General features: G+C 53.3%; 16 protein-coding genes. 15 read left to right on the forward strand and 1 reads right to left on the reverse strand.

From position 1 onward, the window contains the following. The first annotated feature begins 6 nt into the window (after positions 1–6). The 8 genes from accD to LG204_RS09575 all read left to right on the forward strand — a co-directional run bounded on the left by accD (position 7) and on the right by LG204_RS09575 (position 7074). On the forward strand, positions 7–873 hold the full coding sequence (gene accD, locus LG204_RS09540; protein ID WP_230337051.1) for an acetyl-CoA carboxylase, carboxyltransferase subunit beta: 867 nt from the start codon (positions 7–9) through the stop codon (positions 871–873). A 12-nt stretch (positions 874–885) separates the two neighbouring features. Then, positions 886–2178: a bifunctional tetrahydrofolate synthase/dihydrofolate synthase gene (gene folC / locus LG204_RS09545; RefSeq protein ID WP_230337052.1), complete on the forward strand. Its 1293-nt coding sequence runs from the start codon at positions 886–888 to the stop codon at positions 2176–2178. A 12-nt stretch (positions 2179–2190) separates the two neighbouring features. Next, on the forward strand, positions 2191–2925 hold the full coding sequence (locus LG204_RS09550; protein WP_230337053.1) for an SPOR domain-containing protein: 735 nt from the start codon (positions 2191–2193) through the stop codon (positions 2923–2925). Positions 2926–2938: 13 nt separating this feature from the next. Continuing rightward, complete coding sequence (locus tag LG204_RS09555; protein ID WP_230337054.1) at positions 2939–3430, forward strand: CvpA family protein; 492 nt, start codon at positions 2939–2941, stop codon at positions 3428–3430. A gap of 70 nt (positions 3431–3500) precedes the next feature. Further along, positions 3501–5039, forward strand: a complete 1539-nt coding sequence (gene purF, locus LG204_RS09560; protein WP_230337055.1) for an amidophosphoribosyltransferase — start codon at positions 3501–3503, stop codon at positions 5037–5039. A gap of 211 nt (positions 5040–5250) precedes the next feature. Continuing rightward, positions 5251–6420 (forward strand): O-succinylhomoserine sulfhydrylase, encoded by a 1170-nt coding sequence (locus LG204_RS09565; RefSeq protein WP_230337056.1) that lies wholly within the window; start codon positions 5251–5253, stop codon positions 6418–6420. 107 nt (positions 6421–6527) lie between these two features. Then, on the forward strand, positions 6528–6812 hold the full coding sequence (locus LG204_RS09570) for a sll1863 family stress response protein (protein ID WP_230337057.1): 285 nt from the start codon (positions 6528–6530) through the stop codon (positions 6810–6812). Positions 6813–6852: 40 nt separating this feature from the next. Then, a complete protein-coding gene (locus LG204_RS09575; protein ID WP_013442379.1) occupies positions 6853–7074 on the forward strand; it encodes a hypothetical protein in 222 nt (73 codons plus the stop codon). A gap of 102 nt (positions 7075–7176) precedes the next feature. Here LG204_RS09575 and LG204_RS09580 read toward each other — a convergent pair whose 3' ends face one another. Then, entirely contained in the window at positions 7177–7779 is a 603-nt protein-coding gene (locus LG204_RS09580) for a peroxiredoxin (protein WP_230337058.1), read from the reverse strand. A 198-nt stretch (positions 7780–7977) separates the two neighbouring features. Here LG204_RS09580 and gyrA point away from each other — a divergent pair, with 198 nt between their 5' ends. The 7 genes from gyrA (at position 7978) to pqqA (ending at position 16404) form a co-directional block, all read left to right on the forward strand. Continuing rightward, positions 7978–10524 (forward strand): DNA gyrase subunit A, encoded by a 2547-nt coding sequence (gene gyrA, locus LG204_RS09585; RefSeq protein WP_230337059.1) that lies wholly within the window; start codon positions 7978–7980, stop codon positions 10522–10524. Positions 10525–10545: 21 nt separating this feature from the next. Continuing rightward, on the forward strand, positions 10546–11628 hold the full coding sequence (serC, locus tag LG204_RS09590) for a 3-phosphoserine/phosphohydroxythreonine transaminase (RefSeq protein ID WP_230337060.1): 1083 nt from the start codon (positions 10546–10548) through the stop codon (positions 11626–11628). Between the two features lie 9 nt (positions 11629–11637). Further along, entirely contained in the window at positions 11638–12714 is a 1077-nt protein-coding gene (gene pheA / locus LG204_RS09595; protein ID WP_230337061.1) for a prephenate dehydratase, read from the forward strand. Positions 12715–12845: 131 nt separating this feature from the next. Next, positions 12846–13913, forward strand: a complete 1068-nt coding sequence (locus LG204_RS09600) for a GGDEF domain-containing protein (protein ID WP_230337062.1) — start codon at positions 12846–12848, stop codon at positions 13911–13913. A gap of 86 nt (positions 13914–13999) precedes the next feature. Further along, positions 14000–15094: a histidinol-phosphate transaminase gene (gene hisC / locus LG204_RS09605; RefSeq protein WP_230337879.1), complete on the forward strand. Its 1095-nt coding sequence runs from the start codon at positions 14000–14002 to the stop codon at positions 15092–15094. 32 nt (positions 15095–15126) lie between these two features. After that, positions 15127–16146, forward strand: a complete 1020-nt coding sequence (gene aroF / locus LG204_RS09610) for a 3-deoxy-7-phosphoheptulonate synthase (protein WP_230337063.1) — start codon at positions 15127–15129, stop codon at positions 16144–16146. Positions 16147–16332: 186 nt separating this feature from the next. Then, positions 16333–16404, forward strand: a complete 72-nt coding sequence (gene pqqA / locus LG204_RS09615; protein ID WP_013440845.1) for a pyrroloquinoline quinone precursor peptide PqqA — start codon at positions 16333–16335, stop codon at positions 16402–16404. The last annotated feature ends 110 nt before the right edge of the window (positions 16405–16514 follow it).

The raw sequence follows: 16514 nt of genomic DNA on the forward strand, positions 1-16514 counted from the left end.
CATGCCATGAGCTGGTTACAAAAACTACTTCCTCCCAAGATCAATCGCCCCACGGGCATTAATAAAAAAACAGTACCAGAAGGTCTCTGGAGCAAATGCCCCTCATGTGAATCCGTGCTTTACCGTACGGATCTCGAAAAGAATGCGGAAGTTTGTCCCAAGTGCGGCTATCACAACCGTATTTCAGCGCGTGCCCGTTTGGCCATGCTGCTGGATGAAGAAGGGCGCTCCGAAATTGGCGCCGAAGTGCAGCCAGTAGATCCGCTGAAATTCAAGGACAGCAAACGCTACGCAGACCGCATCAAGTCTTCGCAGGCCGATGTTGGTGAAACCGATTCGCTGATCGTTTTGCAAGGCAGTATCAAGGCTGTTCCCGTCGTGGCGGCTGCTTTTGAGTTCAAGTTCATGGGTGGCTCCATGGGCTCTGTTGTCGGTGAGCGTTTCGTTCGCGGTGTCAATGCGGCCATTGAGCGTCGTTCGGCCTTTGTGTGTATTTCCGCCAGCGGCGGGGCACGTATGCAAGAAGGCCTTTTTTCGCTGATGCAGATGGCGAAAACCAGCGCCGCATTAACTGCCCTCGGTCGTGCCGGTTTGCCGTATATTTCCGTGCTGACTGATCCAACCATGGGTGGCGTTTCTGCCAGTTTTGCCATGCTTGGTGATGTGATTGTCGCTGAACCGCAGGCGCTGATTGGCTTTGCTGGCCCACGTGTGATTGAACAGACAGTTCGCGAAACTTTGCCGGAAGGTTTTCAGCGTGCTGAGTTCTTACTAGAGCACGGCGCGGTGGATATCATTGTTGATCGTCGTGAAATGCGCGACAAGCTGGCCAACCTGATCAGTAACATGACCAAATTACCTGCCGTTGCCTGATTCCCTCGTATTGTGACTGATCTTTCAACGCCGCCTGACACGTTGCAGGGCTGGCTGCAATACATTGAAGCGCTTCATCCCAAGTCTATCGCGATGGGATTGGAGCGTGTGCAGGCAGTAAAGCAGCGTCTTGATCTAACCCCCGATTTTATCGTTATTACCGTTGCAGGTACCAATGGCAAAGGCTCAACCTGTGCCATGCTTGAGCAGATATATCTGCAAGCAGGATATCGGGTAGGCTGTTATACATCTCCCCACATTCTGCGCTACAACGAGCGCGTTCGTATCATGGGCCGTGAGGCTGCTGATGCTGATCTTTGTGATGCCTTTGCCCGGGTCGAAGCAGCGCGTGGCGATACGGCATTGACTTACTTTGAATTCGGCACCCTGGCAGCGTTATGCTGCTTTTGTCAGCAGGCGCTTGATGTGGTGATCCTTGAGGTCGGCCTGGGTGGTCGGCTCGATGCGGTGAATGTTGTCGATCCTGATGTCGCGATCATCACCAGTATTGATCTTGATCATATGGATTATCTTGGCGACAACCGTGAAAGCATAGGCTTCGAAAAAGCCGGGGTTTATCGTGGTAACCGTCCTGCTATCTGTGCAGATGCATCTCCGCCACAATCCCTGCTGAAGCACGCGGAAACCATTAAAGCCGAGTTGCTCTGCATCAATCGTGATTTTTACTGCCATGCAAAATCTGGGCGCTGGCAATACAAGTGGGCAGGTTACATATTGCATGATTTGCCTTTGCCGGCTTTGGCTGGAGATTTTCAGCTCGCTAATGCCTCCGCTGTATTGACCGCGATTCATTCTCTGCATGAACAATTACCGGTAAGCGAGCAGGCGGTTCATGCAGGTTTGCAAGGGGTTAATCTGGCCGGACGTTTTGATGTGCGTCAGTCAACACCTTGGGTGGTGCTCGACGTGGCGCATAATCCGCACGCAGCAGCAGCATTAGCCACTAATTTAAAGGCACAGGCCAATGCTGGGCGTACCTTGGCGGTGTTCGCTATGCTGGCGGATAAGGATATACGAGGGGTGGTCGCTGCAGTCCACACTGCCGTGCATGCATGGTATCTGGCGGACATTACGCAAGTGCGAGGTGCCAAGGCCACGCAGCTGCAAGAGGCAGTATCCGAGATTGCCCCAGAGACCACTGTGCATTCATACCCCAATGTGGCAGAAGCTTACAGGCAAGCCTGTATAGATGCAGGCGAAAATGATAGAATTATCGTATTCGGATCATTTTTCACCGTGGCTGATGTCATGCAGCTTTTACCCGCGTCACCTGATAACCACTAGGATGTTTTACCCATGGCCTCTGATAACTTGAACGAGCAGGAAATTCAATTCAAGAAGCGTGCTCGTAGACGGCTGGTTGGTGCAGTGGCACTGGTGTTGCTGATGGTCACCGTGTTGCCTATGCTGCTTGATGATCGCGCCAGCAAAGCGCCACAACAAGAAATCGCCATTTCCATTCCTAGTCAGGATAGCGAGTTCAACTCCAAGATTGTACCGGTCAAGCCCGAAGCATCTGAGTCTTCAACGCAGACTGGTTCAGCCATTCCCGAGGATCAGCCTGTCACCGAGCCCCAGGCGGGCGCAACTGACGAAATCATGCCGCTGACGCCTCCTGTCGAGTCTCGTTCGGAACCTGTGGCGCAACCTAAACCAGCGCCAGTCAAGCCTGCTACCGTCCCCGCTCCTGTTAAAACGGTGCCTTCAGCTCCGGTGGCCAAACCTTCTGAGTCTGCTAAGCCGGTCGAAAGCAAGCCGACGGTTGCTGATGCCACCAAAAAAGATAGTGCTGAAAAAGCTGCAGGATTTCTGGTGCAAGTAGGCGTATTTTCAGACCCAGATAACGTCAAGCAACTGCAACAAAAGCTGGCAGGTCTGGGCATTAAATCCAATACTGAAAAGCTGGATACCCCTAAAGGTCCTAAAATCCGCTTGCGCAGTCAGTTATATTCCACACGTCCGCAAGCCGAGCAGGCATTGGACAAGATCAAGGGTGCTGGCCTGACCGGCATGGTGGTCACCAGCAAGTGAGGGGTTGTCCCTGATGACAGTATTTGACTATGCCGTGCTGGGCATACTGGGGCTTTCGGTATTATTAAGCGTCATGCGCGGTTTCGTACGCGAAGTGCTGGCACTTGCTGGATGGGTAGCGGCTTTTTTCATTGCCAAGCTGTATACCATGGAACTGGCACCTTTATTACCTGAGGCAATTCCGTCAGAGGCCTTGCGTTTTCTGGCAGCGTTCCTCATATTGTTTTTAGCAACCTTGTTGTTATGCAGTCTGTTGGCGATCGTGCTGGGGCAGTTGTTCAAGACCGTCGGCCTGGGTTGGCTGGATCGCGCACTTGGCGCGATATTTGGTTTGTTACGCGGTGTGCTGATATTGCTGGTGCTGGTTTTTCTGGCCGGCCTGACCAGCGTGCCCAAGGATGAAAGATGGCGCAATGCAATGTTCAGTGCGCCATTGGAAGCGATGGTGGTCAGTTTATTGCCATGGCTTCCGCAAGATATTACTAAGCATGTTAAGTACGACTGACGAACCATTTGCGGTACAGACAGTCGTACGCGCTTCATCGGAATTCTCGTTTTTTTAAGGTGCTCACTCCATGTGTGGAATCATAGGCGTTGTCGGTAAAAACCCGGTCAATCAGTTGCTCTACGACGGATTGCTGGTTCTGCAACACCGCGGGCAGGATGCGGCGGGTATTGTCACTTGCGATGGCAATACGTTCTACATGCACAAGAATAACGGCCTTGTGCAGGACGTTTTCCAGACACGTCACATGCGCAGCCTGCAGGGTACTGCCGGGATCGCCCATGTGCGCTACCCCACGGCCGGTTCTTCCTCTGCCGCAGAGGCCCAGCCTTTCTATGTGAACTCTCCTTTTGGTATTGTGCTTGGTCACAACGGTAACTTGACCAACTCCACGCAACTAAAAGAAGAAATGTTCCGCCAGGATCTGCGTCACATCAATACGAGTTCCGATTCAGAAGTGCTGCTTAATGTGCTCGCCCATGAAATTGAGCAGACTGCCCACAGTGCCGTGCTGAATAGCGACATGATCTTTGAAGCCGTTGCCGGGGTTCACAAGCGTTGCCTGGGCGCTTATGCCGTCGTGGCGATGGTGGCCAATTTTGGTCTGCTGGCTTTCCGTGATCCAAACGGTATTCGGCCTCTGGTCATCGGCAAATCCGAAACAGAGAAGGGTGTTGAATATATCGTTGCCTCTGAAAGCGTGGCGCTGGATGTGCTTGGATTCAAACTGGTGCGTGATGTTGAGCCGGGTGAGGCCATTTTCATCGATATGGATGGCAATTTCTTCTCCCGCCAATGCGCTGAAAACCCCAAGTTGTCCCCTTGTATTTTTGAATATGTTTATCTGGCTCGCCCTGACTCGGTTATCGATAAGGTATCTGTCTACCAGACCCGCCTGCATATGGGCGTTAGCCTCGCCAAAAAGATCGCCAAGGAATGGGGTGATCTGCATATTGACGTGGTGATTCCAATTCCGGATACTAGTCGCCCCAGTGCCCTGCAATTGGCAAATGCCTTGAATCTCACCTATAGAGAAGGCTTTATCAAGAATCGCTATATTGGCCGTACCTTCATCATGCCTGGTCAGGCATTGCGCAAAAAATCCGTACGCCAGAAGCTGAATCCGATCGGAATGGAGTTCAAGGGCAAGAATGTGTTGCTCGTCGACGATTCCATTGTGCGTGGTACCACGTCCAAGCAGATCGTGCAGATGGCCCGCGATGCGGGTGCCAATAAAGTGTATTTTGCCTCTGCTGCACCACCTGTCCGTTTCCCTAACGTGTATGGCATTGATATGCCAACTCGCGATGAGTTGCTTGCCACTGGCCGTACCGATCAGCAGATCTGTGAAGAAATTGGTGCTGATGCATTGATCTATCAGGATCTGGATGCGTTGATCGAAGCCGTGCAGTTGAGCAATCCGGACATCAAGATGTTTGATTGCTCCTGTTTTGATGGAAATTATGTCACCGGGGATATCGACGAAACGTACCTCAACAATGTTGAAAGTGCCCGCGGCGATAAGCTGGGTCACAAAAAACCCGCTAACTCCAGCACCCAGTTGGACCTGAATCTCGTCACCATCAAGGAATACGAGGAAGCTTTATAAACATGAGTCCTGCAGCGGTGTTGGTCTTGACCAGTGCCGCCTGCAGGCTTATCATGAATTTGCGCCGATTTGAGATTAATTCATTTAACTCAGCTTGCGGGCGCCTTATAAATTCAGCTAAAGCGAGTGCATAAACCCGTTTTAGCGCCAGCTATCACGGGTTTTTTTATGCTCGGCGCTGGTTTGTTCTTGGCGTAGAAAGGAAATAACAATGACACAAGATTGGCATGCGGAGACTCTGGGGGTTCGTGCAGGTAGCGAGCATACCGAGTTCGGCGAGAATTCCGAGGCGATGTTTCTAACCTCCAGCTTTGTTTTTGAAAATGCAGCACAGGCGGCGGCCCGCTTCGGTGGGCAAGAGCCAGGCAATATCTATTCGCGTTTTACCAACCCGACAGTCACCATGTTTCAGAACAAGCTAGCAGCGCTGGAAGGCGCCGAGTTTTGCGTAGCGACCTCATCTGGCATGGCAGCTATCCTGGCAACAGTCATGGGCTTATGCTCGGCGGGCGATCATGTCGTGGCGTCACGCAGCATTTTTGGCACCTCGGTGCAATTGTTCAGCAATATTCTGAAGCGCTGGGGGCTGGAGACCACGTTTGTTTCCTTGACTGACCCCGATGAATGGTGTGCTGCCGTCAAGCCAAACACCAAATTGTTTTTTGTGGAAACGCCGTCCAATCCGCTGACGGAAGTATGCGATATTCCTCTGCTGGCCGGGATCGCCCATGAAGCCGGTGCCTTGCTGGCGGTGGATAATTGCTTTTGTACCCCCGCCTTGCAGAAGCCTTTGGCGCTTGGGGCTGACATCGTGATTCACTCTGCCACTAAATACATTGATGGGCAGGGGCGATGCCTGGGGGGCGCAGTTCTGGGGCGCCGTGATGTACTTGAGCCCGTATATGGTTTCTTGCGTACTGCCGGGCCAACCATGAGTGCATTTAATGCCTGGGTGTTTCTGAAAGGCCTGGAAACCCTGCATGTGCGCATGGCGGCTCATGTGCAAAATGCCTTAGCACTCGCCACTTGGCTTGAGCAGCAACCGGCGGTTGCCCGGGTGTATTACCCCGGGTTGCCATCACATCCGCAGCATGCGCTGGCTATGCGCCAACAAAGCGGCGGTGGGGCCATTGTTTCCTTTGATCTTAAAGGCGGCAAAGATGCAGCCTGGAGCTTGATCGATGCCACACGTCTTATTTCCATTACCGCTAATCTGGGGGATGCGAAGAGCACCATCACACACCCGGGAACGACGACCCATAGCCGGGTGAGTCCAGAAGCCAGGGCCGCTGCAGGCATCGGCGATGGGCTGGTGCGCATTGCCGTAGGGCTCGAACATATTGAGGACTTGAAGGCAGATCTGTTATTGCTGACGCGTTAGTAGTGGCGTGAATATTGGCAAATAGCCGAGCTGGCCAGCACTTTTTTTATTACCGTTAGTCACACAGTAGTAAGTTGGTATCCAATAACAATATGGGAGTCATTAGCATGAGTTTGAAAGATGAGTATTTGGAAAAGCTGAAGCTGCAACTGGACGAATGGTCAGCTGATATTGATGTGCTGGAAGTCAAGGCACGCAAGGCTGAAGCGGAATTACGGCTCAAATATGAGCAGCAGATCGAAGCCTTGAAGGCAAAGCGTGAAGAAGCCAAAGTGCGCGTCGGTGAGGTCAAGGAGTCTGCAGGTGAAGCCTGGCAGGAGCTGAAAAAAGGCGGCGATGCCGCGTGGGAAAACATACGCAACGCCTTTGAAGAAGCCCGCAAGAAGTTTTAAAGCAAGTTATTCCACGTTTAATTAGAAGAAGGGAATCCAGATGAAATCCTCTGTTGTCGTTGGACTGATACTGATTGCATTGGGCGCAGCGGCGCTGGTGTATAAAAACATCAGCTACTCGTCGGAAGAAACCGTGATGCAGATCGGCCCTGTGAAGGCCACGGCCGAAACTGAAAAGAACATCCCCATCCCGAATGTGCTGGGGATTGTGGCGATTGTGGCGGGGGTTGTAGTCATTGCAGTGGGTGGTCGCGGCAAGTAAGTCCGACAATCACGCGAAGTCATGTTGTAAAAGCAAAAAGGGGCAGTTGCCCCTTTTTGCTTTTATGGCACACGCCATATTGCCTGCTGATGTTGCTGCGGCTTACAGCGATGCTGCGTTATCTGCCAGGTATTTCGCTACGCCTTCAGGGGAAGCATCCATGCCTGCCTTGCCCTTTTTCCAGCCAGCAGGGCAGACTTCGCCGTGCTCTTCAAAGAACTGCAGGGCGTCAGCAATGCGCAGGGTTTCATCAATGTCGCGGCCCAGAGGCAGATCGTTCACCACCTGATTCACCACAATGCCTTGTTTGTTAATGAGGAAGGTGCCACGGTAAGCAACGCCACCATCAGCCTCTACATCGTAAGCTTTGGCAATTTCATGCTTGATGTCAGCCACCATGGGGTAGCCAACCTTGCCGATGCCGCCTTTTTCCACAGGGGTGTTTTTCCATGCCAGATGGGTGAAGTGGGAGTCGATGGAAACACCGATCACCTCAATACCACGTTTCTTGAATTCATCCAGACGGTGATCAAACGCAATCAGCTCGGAAGGGCAGACGAAGGTAAAGTCGAGTGGCCAGAAGAAAATGACTGCGGCCTTGCCCTTGATGTAGCTAGCCAGATTGAAGTCTTCCTTGATCGTATTGTCACCCAGCACGGCAGCAGCAGTAAAATCGGGGGCAGATTTGCCAACAAGTACGGCCATATTGATCTCCTTTTTGATGAATAAATAAAAAATTCTAACAGCGTGCCAGACTACACCGCAAATGAAGAATTGAATAGCGCCGGACCTTGTCTGGTAAAGGCTGGATGCTGTGACGTGCGTGGCTCAAAGAGGCATGCCCTGCGTGGCTTATCGTGTTAAAATCGGGGTCTTTACAGCCACTTTACGCCGATAGCCCACATGGATCAGTTCGCAAAAGAAACCCTCCCTATCAGCCTCGAAGACGAGATGCGCCGCTCATACCTCGATTACGCCATGAGCGTGATCGTGGGACGTGCCTTGCCAGATGTTCGTGACGGTCTCAAGCCCGTGCATCGTCGTGTGCTTTTTGCCATGCACGAGCTGAATAACGACTGGAATCGTCCTTACAAAAAATCTGCCCGTATCGTTGGCGATGTCATTGGTAAATATCACCCGCACGGTGATACCGCTGTTTACGACACCATTGTTCGTATGGCGCAGGATTTCTCGTTGCGCTACATGCTGGTCGATGGTCAGGGTAACTTTGGTTCTGTGGATGGCGATAATGCCGCTGCCATGCGGTATACCGAAATCCGGATGGCGAAGATTGCCCATGAATTGCTTGCCGATATCGACAAGGAAACGGTCGACTTCGGCCCCAACTATGACGGCTCCGAGCACGAACCGCTGATCATGCCTGCCCGTATCCCGAATCTGCTGATCAATGGCAGCTCCGGTATTGCCGTGGGTATGGCAACCAACATCCCGCCGCACAACCTGAATGAAGTGGTCGATGCCTGTCTGGTGCTGCTGAAAAATCCTGAAACCACGGTAGATGAACTGATTGATATCATCCCCGCGCCGGATTTTCCGACCGCAGGCATTATCTACGGCACGCTGGGTGTCAAGGAGGGCTACCGTACAGGCCGTGGCCGTGTGGTCATGCGCGGCCGCACCCATGTTGAAGACATGGAAAAGGGCAACCGTCAGGCGCTGATCATTGATGAACTGCCTTACCAGGTCAATAAAAAGACCCTGATCGAAAAAATTGCCGAGCTAGTCAACGACAAGAAGATTGAAGGCATTTCCGATCTTCGTGACGAATCTGACAAGTCCGGCATGCGCGTGGTGATTGAGCTGAAGCGCGGTGAGGTTCCTGAAGTTATCCTGAATAATCTCTACAAGCAGACCCAGCTGCAAGACACCTTTGGCATGAATATGGTGGCATTGCTGGATGGTCAGCCGCGCTTGCTGAACCTGAAGCAGATGCTGGAAGCCTTCTTGCGCCATCGTCGAGAAGTCATTACCCGCCGTACCGTTTACGAATTGCGCAAGGCCCGTGAGCGTGGCCATGTGCTGGAAGGCCTTGCGGTTGCACTGGCCAACGTGGATGAAATGATTGCCTTGATCAAGGCAGCACCTACGCCGCCAGAAGCCAAGAAGTCCCTGATGGCACGTACCTGGGTTTCGCCTGTGGTGGAAGAAATGCTGAAGCGTGCTGCCATGGAAGCCTCGCGTCCTGATGGCTTGTCGGTCGACTTCGGCATGACACCGAATGGTTATCGCCTGTCGGATGTTCAAGCCCAGGAAATCCTGCAGATGCGTCTGCAACGCCTGACCGGTCTGGAGCAGGACAAGATTGTCAACGAATACAAGGAGGTGATGGATGTCATTGCTGACTTGCTCGATATCCTGGCCAAGCCAGAGCGTGTGACGCAAATGATTGTGGATGAGCTGGCGGCTATCCGTCAGCAGTTTGGCGATGAGCGCCGCAGCGAGATTGTGCACAACGCGCAGGATTTATCGCTGGAAGATCTGATTACCCCGCAGGATGTGGTGGTGACACTGTCGCATACGGGCTATGTGAAGTCCCAACCGCTGGATGAGTATCGTGCCCAGCGTCGTGGTGGTCGTGGCAAGCAGGCCACCGCTACCAAGGAAGACGATTTCATCGACAAGATGTTCGTGGCCAATACGCATGATTACATTCTGTGCTTCTCCAGCCGTGGTCGCGTCTACTGGCTCAAGGTTTACGAAGTGCCACAAGGCAGCCGCATCAGCCGTGGCAAGCCTATCGTCAATCTGTTCCCGCTGGAGGATGGCGAGAAGATCAATGCCATCCTGCCAGTGAAAGAGTTTGATGAAAATCACTTTATCTTCATGGCAACGGCTCAAGGTACCGTGAAAAAGACCGCGCTGGTCGAATTCTCCAATCCACGTCGCGCCGGCATTATCGCGATCAATCTGGATGATGGCGATTATCTGATTGGTGCTGAGGTGACCAACGGTGCCAACGATATCGTGCTGGTATCCAATGGCGGCAAGGCCGTATGGTTCGACGAAGAAGATGTGCGGGCCATGGGCCGCAACACCCGTGGCGTACGCGGCATGAAGCTGATGTCCAAGCAGCGCGTGATCTCGCTCCTGATTGCCGAGGATGACAAGCAAACCGTACTGGTTGCCACCGAAAACGGTTATGGCAAACGTACCGTGCTGTCCGACTTCCGTCACTCTGGTCGCGGTACGCAGGGCGTCAAGGCGATTGCTACCAGCGAGCGCAATGGCAGTGTAGTGGCCGCGCGTCTGGTGAATGATGAAGATGAAATCATGCTGATCACCACCGGTGGCGTGCTTATCCGTACCCGCGTCAAGGAAATCCGTGAGCTGGGCCGTGCCACACAAGGCGTTACCCTGATCAACTTGGGTGAAAATGAAAAACTGTCTGGCCTCGAAAAAGTGGTCGAGACTGATGATGCCGATGAATAACTAAAAAGCTGGGGGCGGGGAATGACGCAGATCTATAATTTTTCGGCAGGGCCTGCGGTATTGCCCAAGGAAGTGCTGCAGCAAGCCGCAGACGAAATGCTGGACTGGCACGGTTCCGGCATGTCCGTCATGGAAATGTCGCACCGCGGCAAGGAGTTCATGTCCATCGCGGCGGAAGCGGAAGCTGATTTACGTGAATTACTCGCCATTCCTGCCAATTACAAGGTGCTGTTTTTGCAGGGTGGGGCACATGCGCAGTTTTCCATGATCCCGCTCAATCTGCTGAAAAACAAGAAAGCGGCAGATTACATTGACACTGGCATCTGGTCGCAAAAAGCCATTGCAGAAGCCCGCAAGTATTGCGAGGTCAATGTGGCGGCTTCTTCGGCTGACCGCAATTACACCTATGCCCCCGAGCAGGGTGCATGGAAGCTGGATGCGGATGCGGCTTACGTGCATTACACTTCCAATGAAACCATTGGTGGTGTTGAAATATTCTGGACTCCCGAGACCGGAGATGTCCCTCTCGTTTGCGATATGTCCTCGCATATTCTTTCCCGCCCGATTGATGTCAGCCGTTATGGCTTGATCTATGCTGGCGCACAAAAAAACATCGGGCCTGCCGGGCTGACCATTGTCATCGTGCGCGACGACCTGATTGGTGAAACCTTGCGAGGCACGCCCACGATGTTTGACTATAAGATTCACGCTGACAACGACTCCATGTACAACACGCCGCCCACCTATGGTATCTACATAGCAGGTCTGGTGTTCAAATGGCTGAAAGCCAATGGTGGTCTCGCCGCCATGGAAGCACTGAATGTCCGCAAGGCTGCGATGCTGTACGATTACATTGCGGGCTCCAGCCTGTATGTTTCTCCGATTGCGCCTGATAACCGCTCGCGCATGAATGTGCCATTCACTCTGCGCAATAGTGCGCTGGATGCTGAGTTCCTTAAACAGGCACAGCAGCGCGGCCTCTTGCAATTGAAGGGCCACAAGCTGGTAGGTGGAATGCGGGCGTCGATATACAACGCCATGCCCATTGAAGGCGTGCAGGCGCTAGTAAGTTTTATGCAGGAATTTGAGCGTGCGCAAGGCTAGGAAATATTCATGAGCGACCAACTCAAACAATGTCGTGACCAGATTGATGCCATTGACCTCCAGTTGCTGGAGCTGGTGAATGCCCGTGCACGTCTGGCGCGTGAAATCGGTACCCTGAAAAACGGGGGGCCCATCTATCGCCCTGAACGTGAGGCGCAGGTGTTGCGCCGTCTGCTGGATGCCAATCAGGGGCCATTATCAGCGGAGGCCGTTACCGCTATTTTTCGCGGTGTGATGTCCAATTGCCGTGCGCTGGAAAAAGAACTGACCGTGGCTTTTCTCGGGCCAGTAGGCACCTTCAGCGAAGAAGCTGCCAACAAGCAGTTTGGCGGCCTGACCTCGCCCATGGAATGTGTTTCGATTGATGAAGTCTTCCGCATGGTGGAGTCTGGTGCGGCAGATTACGGCGTGGTGCCGGTAGAAAACTCTACCGAAGGCGCGGTTGGCCGCACGCTTGATTTACTGATGGCGACCAGCCTAAACATCTGTGGCGAGATTGAGCTGCCTGTGCATCACAATCTGCTGTCGACCACCGCCGAGCTGAAAGACGTTCAAATCGTCTACTCCCATGCACAATCGCTGGGGCAGTGCCACGAGTGGCTTAACCGCTATCTGCCACACGCGGAGCGCCAGGCAGTGATCAGTAACGCCGAGGCCGCCAGACTGGCAAAACAGGCGCCTGCTGACAAGCATGTCGCCGCGATTGCCAGTCGTCGTGCCGCCGAATTGTTCGAGTTGCAGGTGCTGGCTGCCAGCATTGAGGACGACCCACGCAATACCACCCGTTTTCTTATTCTTGCTAGCCACGATGTCGCGCCATCGGGTCGGGACAAGACTTCGCTGGTCATTGCAGCCAAGAATATTCCAGGTGCGGTGGTCTCTCTGTTGGCTCCGCTTGCGGAATATCAGGTCAGCATGACCAAATTTGAATCCCGTCCATCGAAAATCGGCATGTGGGAGTACGTGTTTTTTGTTGATATTGAAGGGCACCATCTCGATGCATCAGTGTCACAAGCCTTGGAAGAGCTTAAAAAACGGGCATCCATGCTCAAGGTATTAGGTTCTTATCCCGTTGCAGTAATATGATGTAATCATCAACCAAACACGATTAGAGGCCTATGCTTATCAGTCGAGACATTTTGCGATCTGCAAGCCTGCACCCGTGGTCCCTAAGTTTCATCAACAAACGGCTTGAAACGCTATATCTGCACTACCTGATGCCCTCGGTCAAAGGTCAGGCCCGCATGGGTCTGCTGCTCGGGGCGGTCATGTATGGCCTGTATGGCTTTCTGGATGTGCTGTTTGTCACGCCAGAGGCCGTGATCAAGGTCTGGTATGTGCGCACCATGGTGCTCATGATCGGCTTTGCCGTGTTTGCCATCAGCTTCACCAAAAAATTCACCCGTTATCACCAGCAGTTAATAGGCATCACCGGCTTGTTCGCCGGTATCGGCCTGTTTGCCAAGATGAGCTACCTGCCGCCCAATGCCATCAATTTTTATTACGCTGGCCTGATCATCATTACCTTCTGGTGCCATACCTTCTCCGGCTTGCGTTTTGTCTACGCCACCGGTGTTTCGGTCCTGCTGTTGCTCATTTTCAATATGCTGTTCTGGGGCTTGCGCGGCATGCCAAGCCTGGATATGACCAGTTATGACTTTTTCATTATCTCGGCCAATATCATCGGCGCTTTTGCCAGCTATATGAATGAAAAGCAAAGCCGCCTGCTGTTTCTGCGCGAAAAGGAGCTGGATAACGAGCGCTACCTGCAGCAGGAGCGCGCGCTTCACGACCGGCTGACGGGCTTGCCCAATCGCGAACTTCTGCATGACCGCATCGAGCAGGCTATCCACTATGCTTCACGTAACAGTCAGGTGTGCGCCGGATTGTTTATAGATCTGGACAAGTTCAAGCCTATCAACGATACCTACGGTCATGCAGTGGGTGATATGGTGTTGAAAGAGGTGTCTGCCCGTTTCAAGAATGTCATGCGCGAGGCAGATACACTGGCACGACTGGGCGGTGATGAGTTTTTTGTGCTTGCCAAAGATATCCAGACACAGGAGGAAGCGGAGGCCTTTGCTCACAAATTGTTGCAGCAGCTGCGCATACCGCTCACTTCCATCAATGCCTTCAATAGCAATTCGGTGTCTGCGAGTATCGGGATCTGCATGTTTCCATACCCGCATGCCACGGCAATTGATGTTGTGCGCCGTGCTGACCAGGCCATGTATCATGTCAAACGCATGAACAAGGATGGCATAGCGGTAGCAGCCATGGATTAAGACGGGCTCGCTAAAGGCATGCAAGCAGCGGCCTGGCCGCTTTTTTATTTTTTTGACCAACAAGCAAGAGGTTTATCGTGACTAGGATGTGCGATCTCGCCCCCCCTTATATTCGCTCCATTGCCCCATACCAGCCGGGCAAGCCCATCAGTGACTTGGCGCGGGAAATGGGCCTGCAGCCCGAAAATATCATCAAGCTCGCCTCCAATGAAAACCCCCTGGGTGTCGGTCCCAAGGCGCGCATGGCGATGGAGGAAGCCTTGCACGACATTCCCCGCTATCCGGATGGCAACAGTTTTGCGCTGCGTGATGCAGTCTGCAGCAAATTTGGCGTCAAGCCCGATCAGTTGGTCTTCGGCAACGGCTCCAATGATATTTTGGAGCTGGCGGCCCGTGCATTCCTGCATGAGGGGACTGAAGCTGTGTATTCGCAGCACGCGTTTGCCGTGTATGCACTGGTGACGCAAGCGGTCGGTGCAAAAGGCATTGCAGTACCTGCAGTAAATTTTGGTCACGATCTTGCTGCTATGCGGGCAGCGGTGACGCCTCGCACCCGTATCGTGTTTATTGCCAATCCGAATAACCCGACCGGTACGCTGCTGGGCAAGCAGGCGCTGCACGACTTTATCGCCAGTTTGCCACGCGAGGTGCTGGTCGTGCTGGATGAAGCCTACGATGAATACCTTGCGCTTGAGCACAAGTCAGAGGCCATCAACTGGCTGGGCAAGTTTGAAAACCTGATTATTTCGCGCACCTTTTCCAAGGCCTATGGCCTTGCCGGGCTGCGCATCGGCTTTGGCATGGCGTCGCCTGATGTGGCCGACATGATGAACCGCGTGCGCCAGCCATTTAACGTCAATAGCATTGCCCAGGCGGCTGCCGTGGCGGCGCTGGATGATGAAGAGTTTGTACTGCGCAGTTTTGCCCTGAATCAGGCCGGCATGGCGCAAATCACGCAGGGGCTGCATGCCTTGGGCCTGGAATACATTCCATCGCATGGCAACTTTGTCAGCTTCAAGATTGCCGAGGCTGGCAAGGTCTATCAACAGCTCTTGCAGAAAGGGGTGATCTTGCGGCCGATTGCAGCTTACGAAATGCCGGATTACCTGCGCGTCAGTATCGGCCTGTTTGACGAGAATGCCCGCTTCTTGCAAGTGCTGGAATCGATTTACCGTGGCTGATTGCCAGAGAGTGATCTCATGAGGAAAACCCGATGATTATCGTCATGCACCGGGATGCGACTGATCGCGATGTGGCCGCCATTGTTGCCCGCATTGAAGAGCAGGGCCTGGGCGTCAATGTTTCGCGCGGTACCGAGCGTACCGTGATTGGCGCTATCGGTGATGAGCGCAAGCTGGATCAGGTCATGTTTGAGACCATGGCCGGTGTCGAGCAAGCGCTGCATATCCTCAAGCCCTATAAAATCGTCGCGCGAGAATGGCATCCTGAAGATACGGTCATCAACATCCGTGGGATTCCGCTAGGTGGGCCGCAAGTGCAAGTCATCGCGGGGCCTTGCTCGGTGGAAACGCCCGAACAGATGGCGGCATCTGCCAGCGCCGTGAAGGCTGCAGGTGTCAGACTGATGCGCGGCGGCGCATTCAAACCCCGTACCAGCCCGTATACCTTTCAAGGCGCCGGGGTGGAAGGGCTGGAGATGTTCCGGCAGGCTGCCGATGCGGAGAATCTGCCTATCGTGACCGAACTCATGGATGCGCGGCAATTGCCCATGTTCATGGACTATGGCGTCGATGTCATTCAGATTGGTACGCGCAATATGCAGAATTTTGATCTGCTGAAAGAGGTGGGGCGTATCAATGTCCCGGTTATCCTCAAGCGTGGCATGTCGGCCACCATCAGCGAATGGCTGATGGCCGCTGAATATATTGCCGCCGGTGGCAATCACAATATTATTTTCTGCGAGCGCGGCATACGCACGTTCGAGACGGCATACCGCAATGTGCTGGATGTGACGGCGATTCCCGTGCTTAAAAAGGAAACCCATTTGCCGGTGATTGTCGACCCGTCACATGCGGGCGGCAAGGCATGGATGGTGCCAGCCTTATCCCGGGCGGCTATCGCGGCAGGGGCCGATGGCTTGCTGGTCGAGATGCACCCCAGCCCGTGTGATGCATGGTGCGATGCCGACCAGGCGCTGAACCCGCAAGAGTTGCAAACACTGATGCATGAGCTACGCGGCATCGCTGGCATTCTTGGGCGCCAGATCGCCTGAATGCCGCACCCATAGTCGCATGCGCCATGTGAACAACGTTCAGCTTCATGATTATCATGAGCCCGCTTTGGTTGTTTTTGCCCTGTTGCCTCAAGTGAGAGGGATGCACAATGGCTACACATCAACGCAAGCAGACAAGATGCTGTTGATGCCAGTGTTTCAAACCCATAATTAAGGAGAATCAACATGTGGACCAAACCAGAAGCTACTGAAATGCGTTTCGGCTTTGAAGTAACCATGTACGTTTGCAATCGTTAATTCGATTGCTTGCAGGTTACGCAAATCGGGCCGGGATTCCGGCCCGATTTGTACTGAATGATGCCTGAGTGCTGTCATATGAGAGTATTCAGGCATCATCCAACGGGGAT

The sequence above is a fragment of the Methylovorus menthalis genome (assembly GCF_020523625.1).
In the GTDB taxonomy this organism is placed as follows: Bacteria; Pseudomonadota; Gammaproteobacteria; order Burkholderiales; family Methylophilaceae; genus Methylovorus; species Methylovorus menthalis.

Bases quoted from the DNA above. Each gene is read 5' to 3' on its own strand.
- LG204_RS09570 (WP_230337057.1), top strand. From the start codon at position 6,528: ATGAGTTTGAAAGATGAGTATTTGGAAAAGCTGAAGCTGCAACTGGAC.
- aroF (WP_230337063.1), top strand. From the start codon at position 15,127: ATGATTATCGTCATGCACCGGGATGCGACTGATCGCGATGTGGCCGCC.
- accD (WP_230337051.1), top strand. From the start codon at position 7: ATGAGCTGGTTACAAAAACTACTTCCTCCCAAGATCAATCGCCCCACG.
- hisC (WP_230337879.1), top strand. From the start codon at position 14,000: ATGTGCGATCTCGCCCCCCCTTATATTCGCTCCATTGCCCCATACCAG.
- pheA (WP_230337061.1), top strand. From the start codon at position 11,638: ATGAGCGACCAACTCAAACAATGTCGTGACCAGATTGATGCCATTGAC.
- LG204_RS09575 (WP_013442379.1), top strand. From the start codon at position 6,853: ATGAAATCCTCTGTTGTCGTTGGACTGATACTGATTGCATTGGGCGCA.
- LG204_RS09550 (WP_230337053.1), top strand. From the start codon at position 2,191: ATGGCCTCTGATAACTTGAACGAGCAGGAAATTCAATTCAAGAAGCGT.
- purF (WP_230337055.1), top strand. From the start codon at position 3,501: ATGTGTGGAATCATAGGCGTTGTCGGTAAAAACCCGGTCAATCAGTTG.
- serC (WP_230337060.1), top strand. From the start codon at position 10,546: ATGACGCAGATCTATAATTTTTCGGCAGGGCCTGCGGTATTGCCCAAG.
- LG204_RS09580 (WP_230337058.1), bottom strand. From the start codon at position 7,779: ATGGCCGTACTTGTTGGCAAATCTGCCCCCGATTTTACTGCTGCTGCC.
- LG204_RS09555 (WP_230337054.1), top strand. From the start codon at position 2,939: ATGACAGTATTTGACTATGCCGTGCTGGGCATACTGGGGCTTTCGGTA.
- LG204_RS09600 (WP_230337062.1), top strand. From the start codon at position 12,846: ATGCCCTCGGTCAAAGGTCAGGCCCGCATGGGTCTGCTGCTCGGGGCG.
- gyrA (WP_230337059.1), top strand. From the start codon at position 7,978: ATGGATCAGTTCGCAAAAGAAACCCTCCCTATCAGCCTCGAAGACGAG.
- LG204_RS09565 (WP_230337056.1), top strand. From the start codon at position 5,251: ATGACACAAGATTGGCATGCGGAGACTCTGGGGGTTCGTGCAGGTAGC.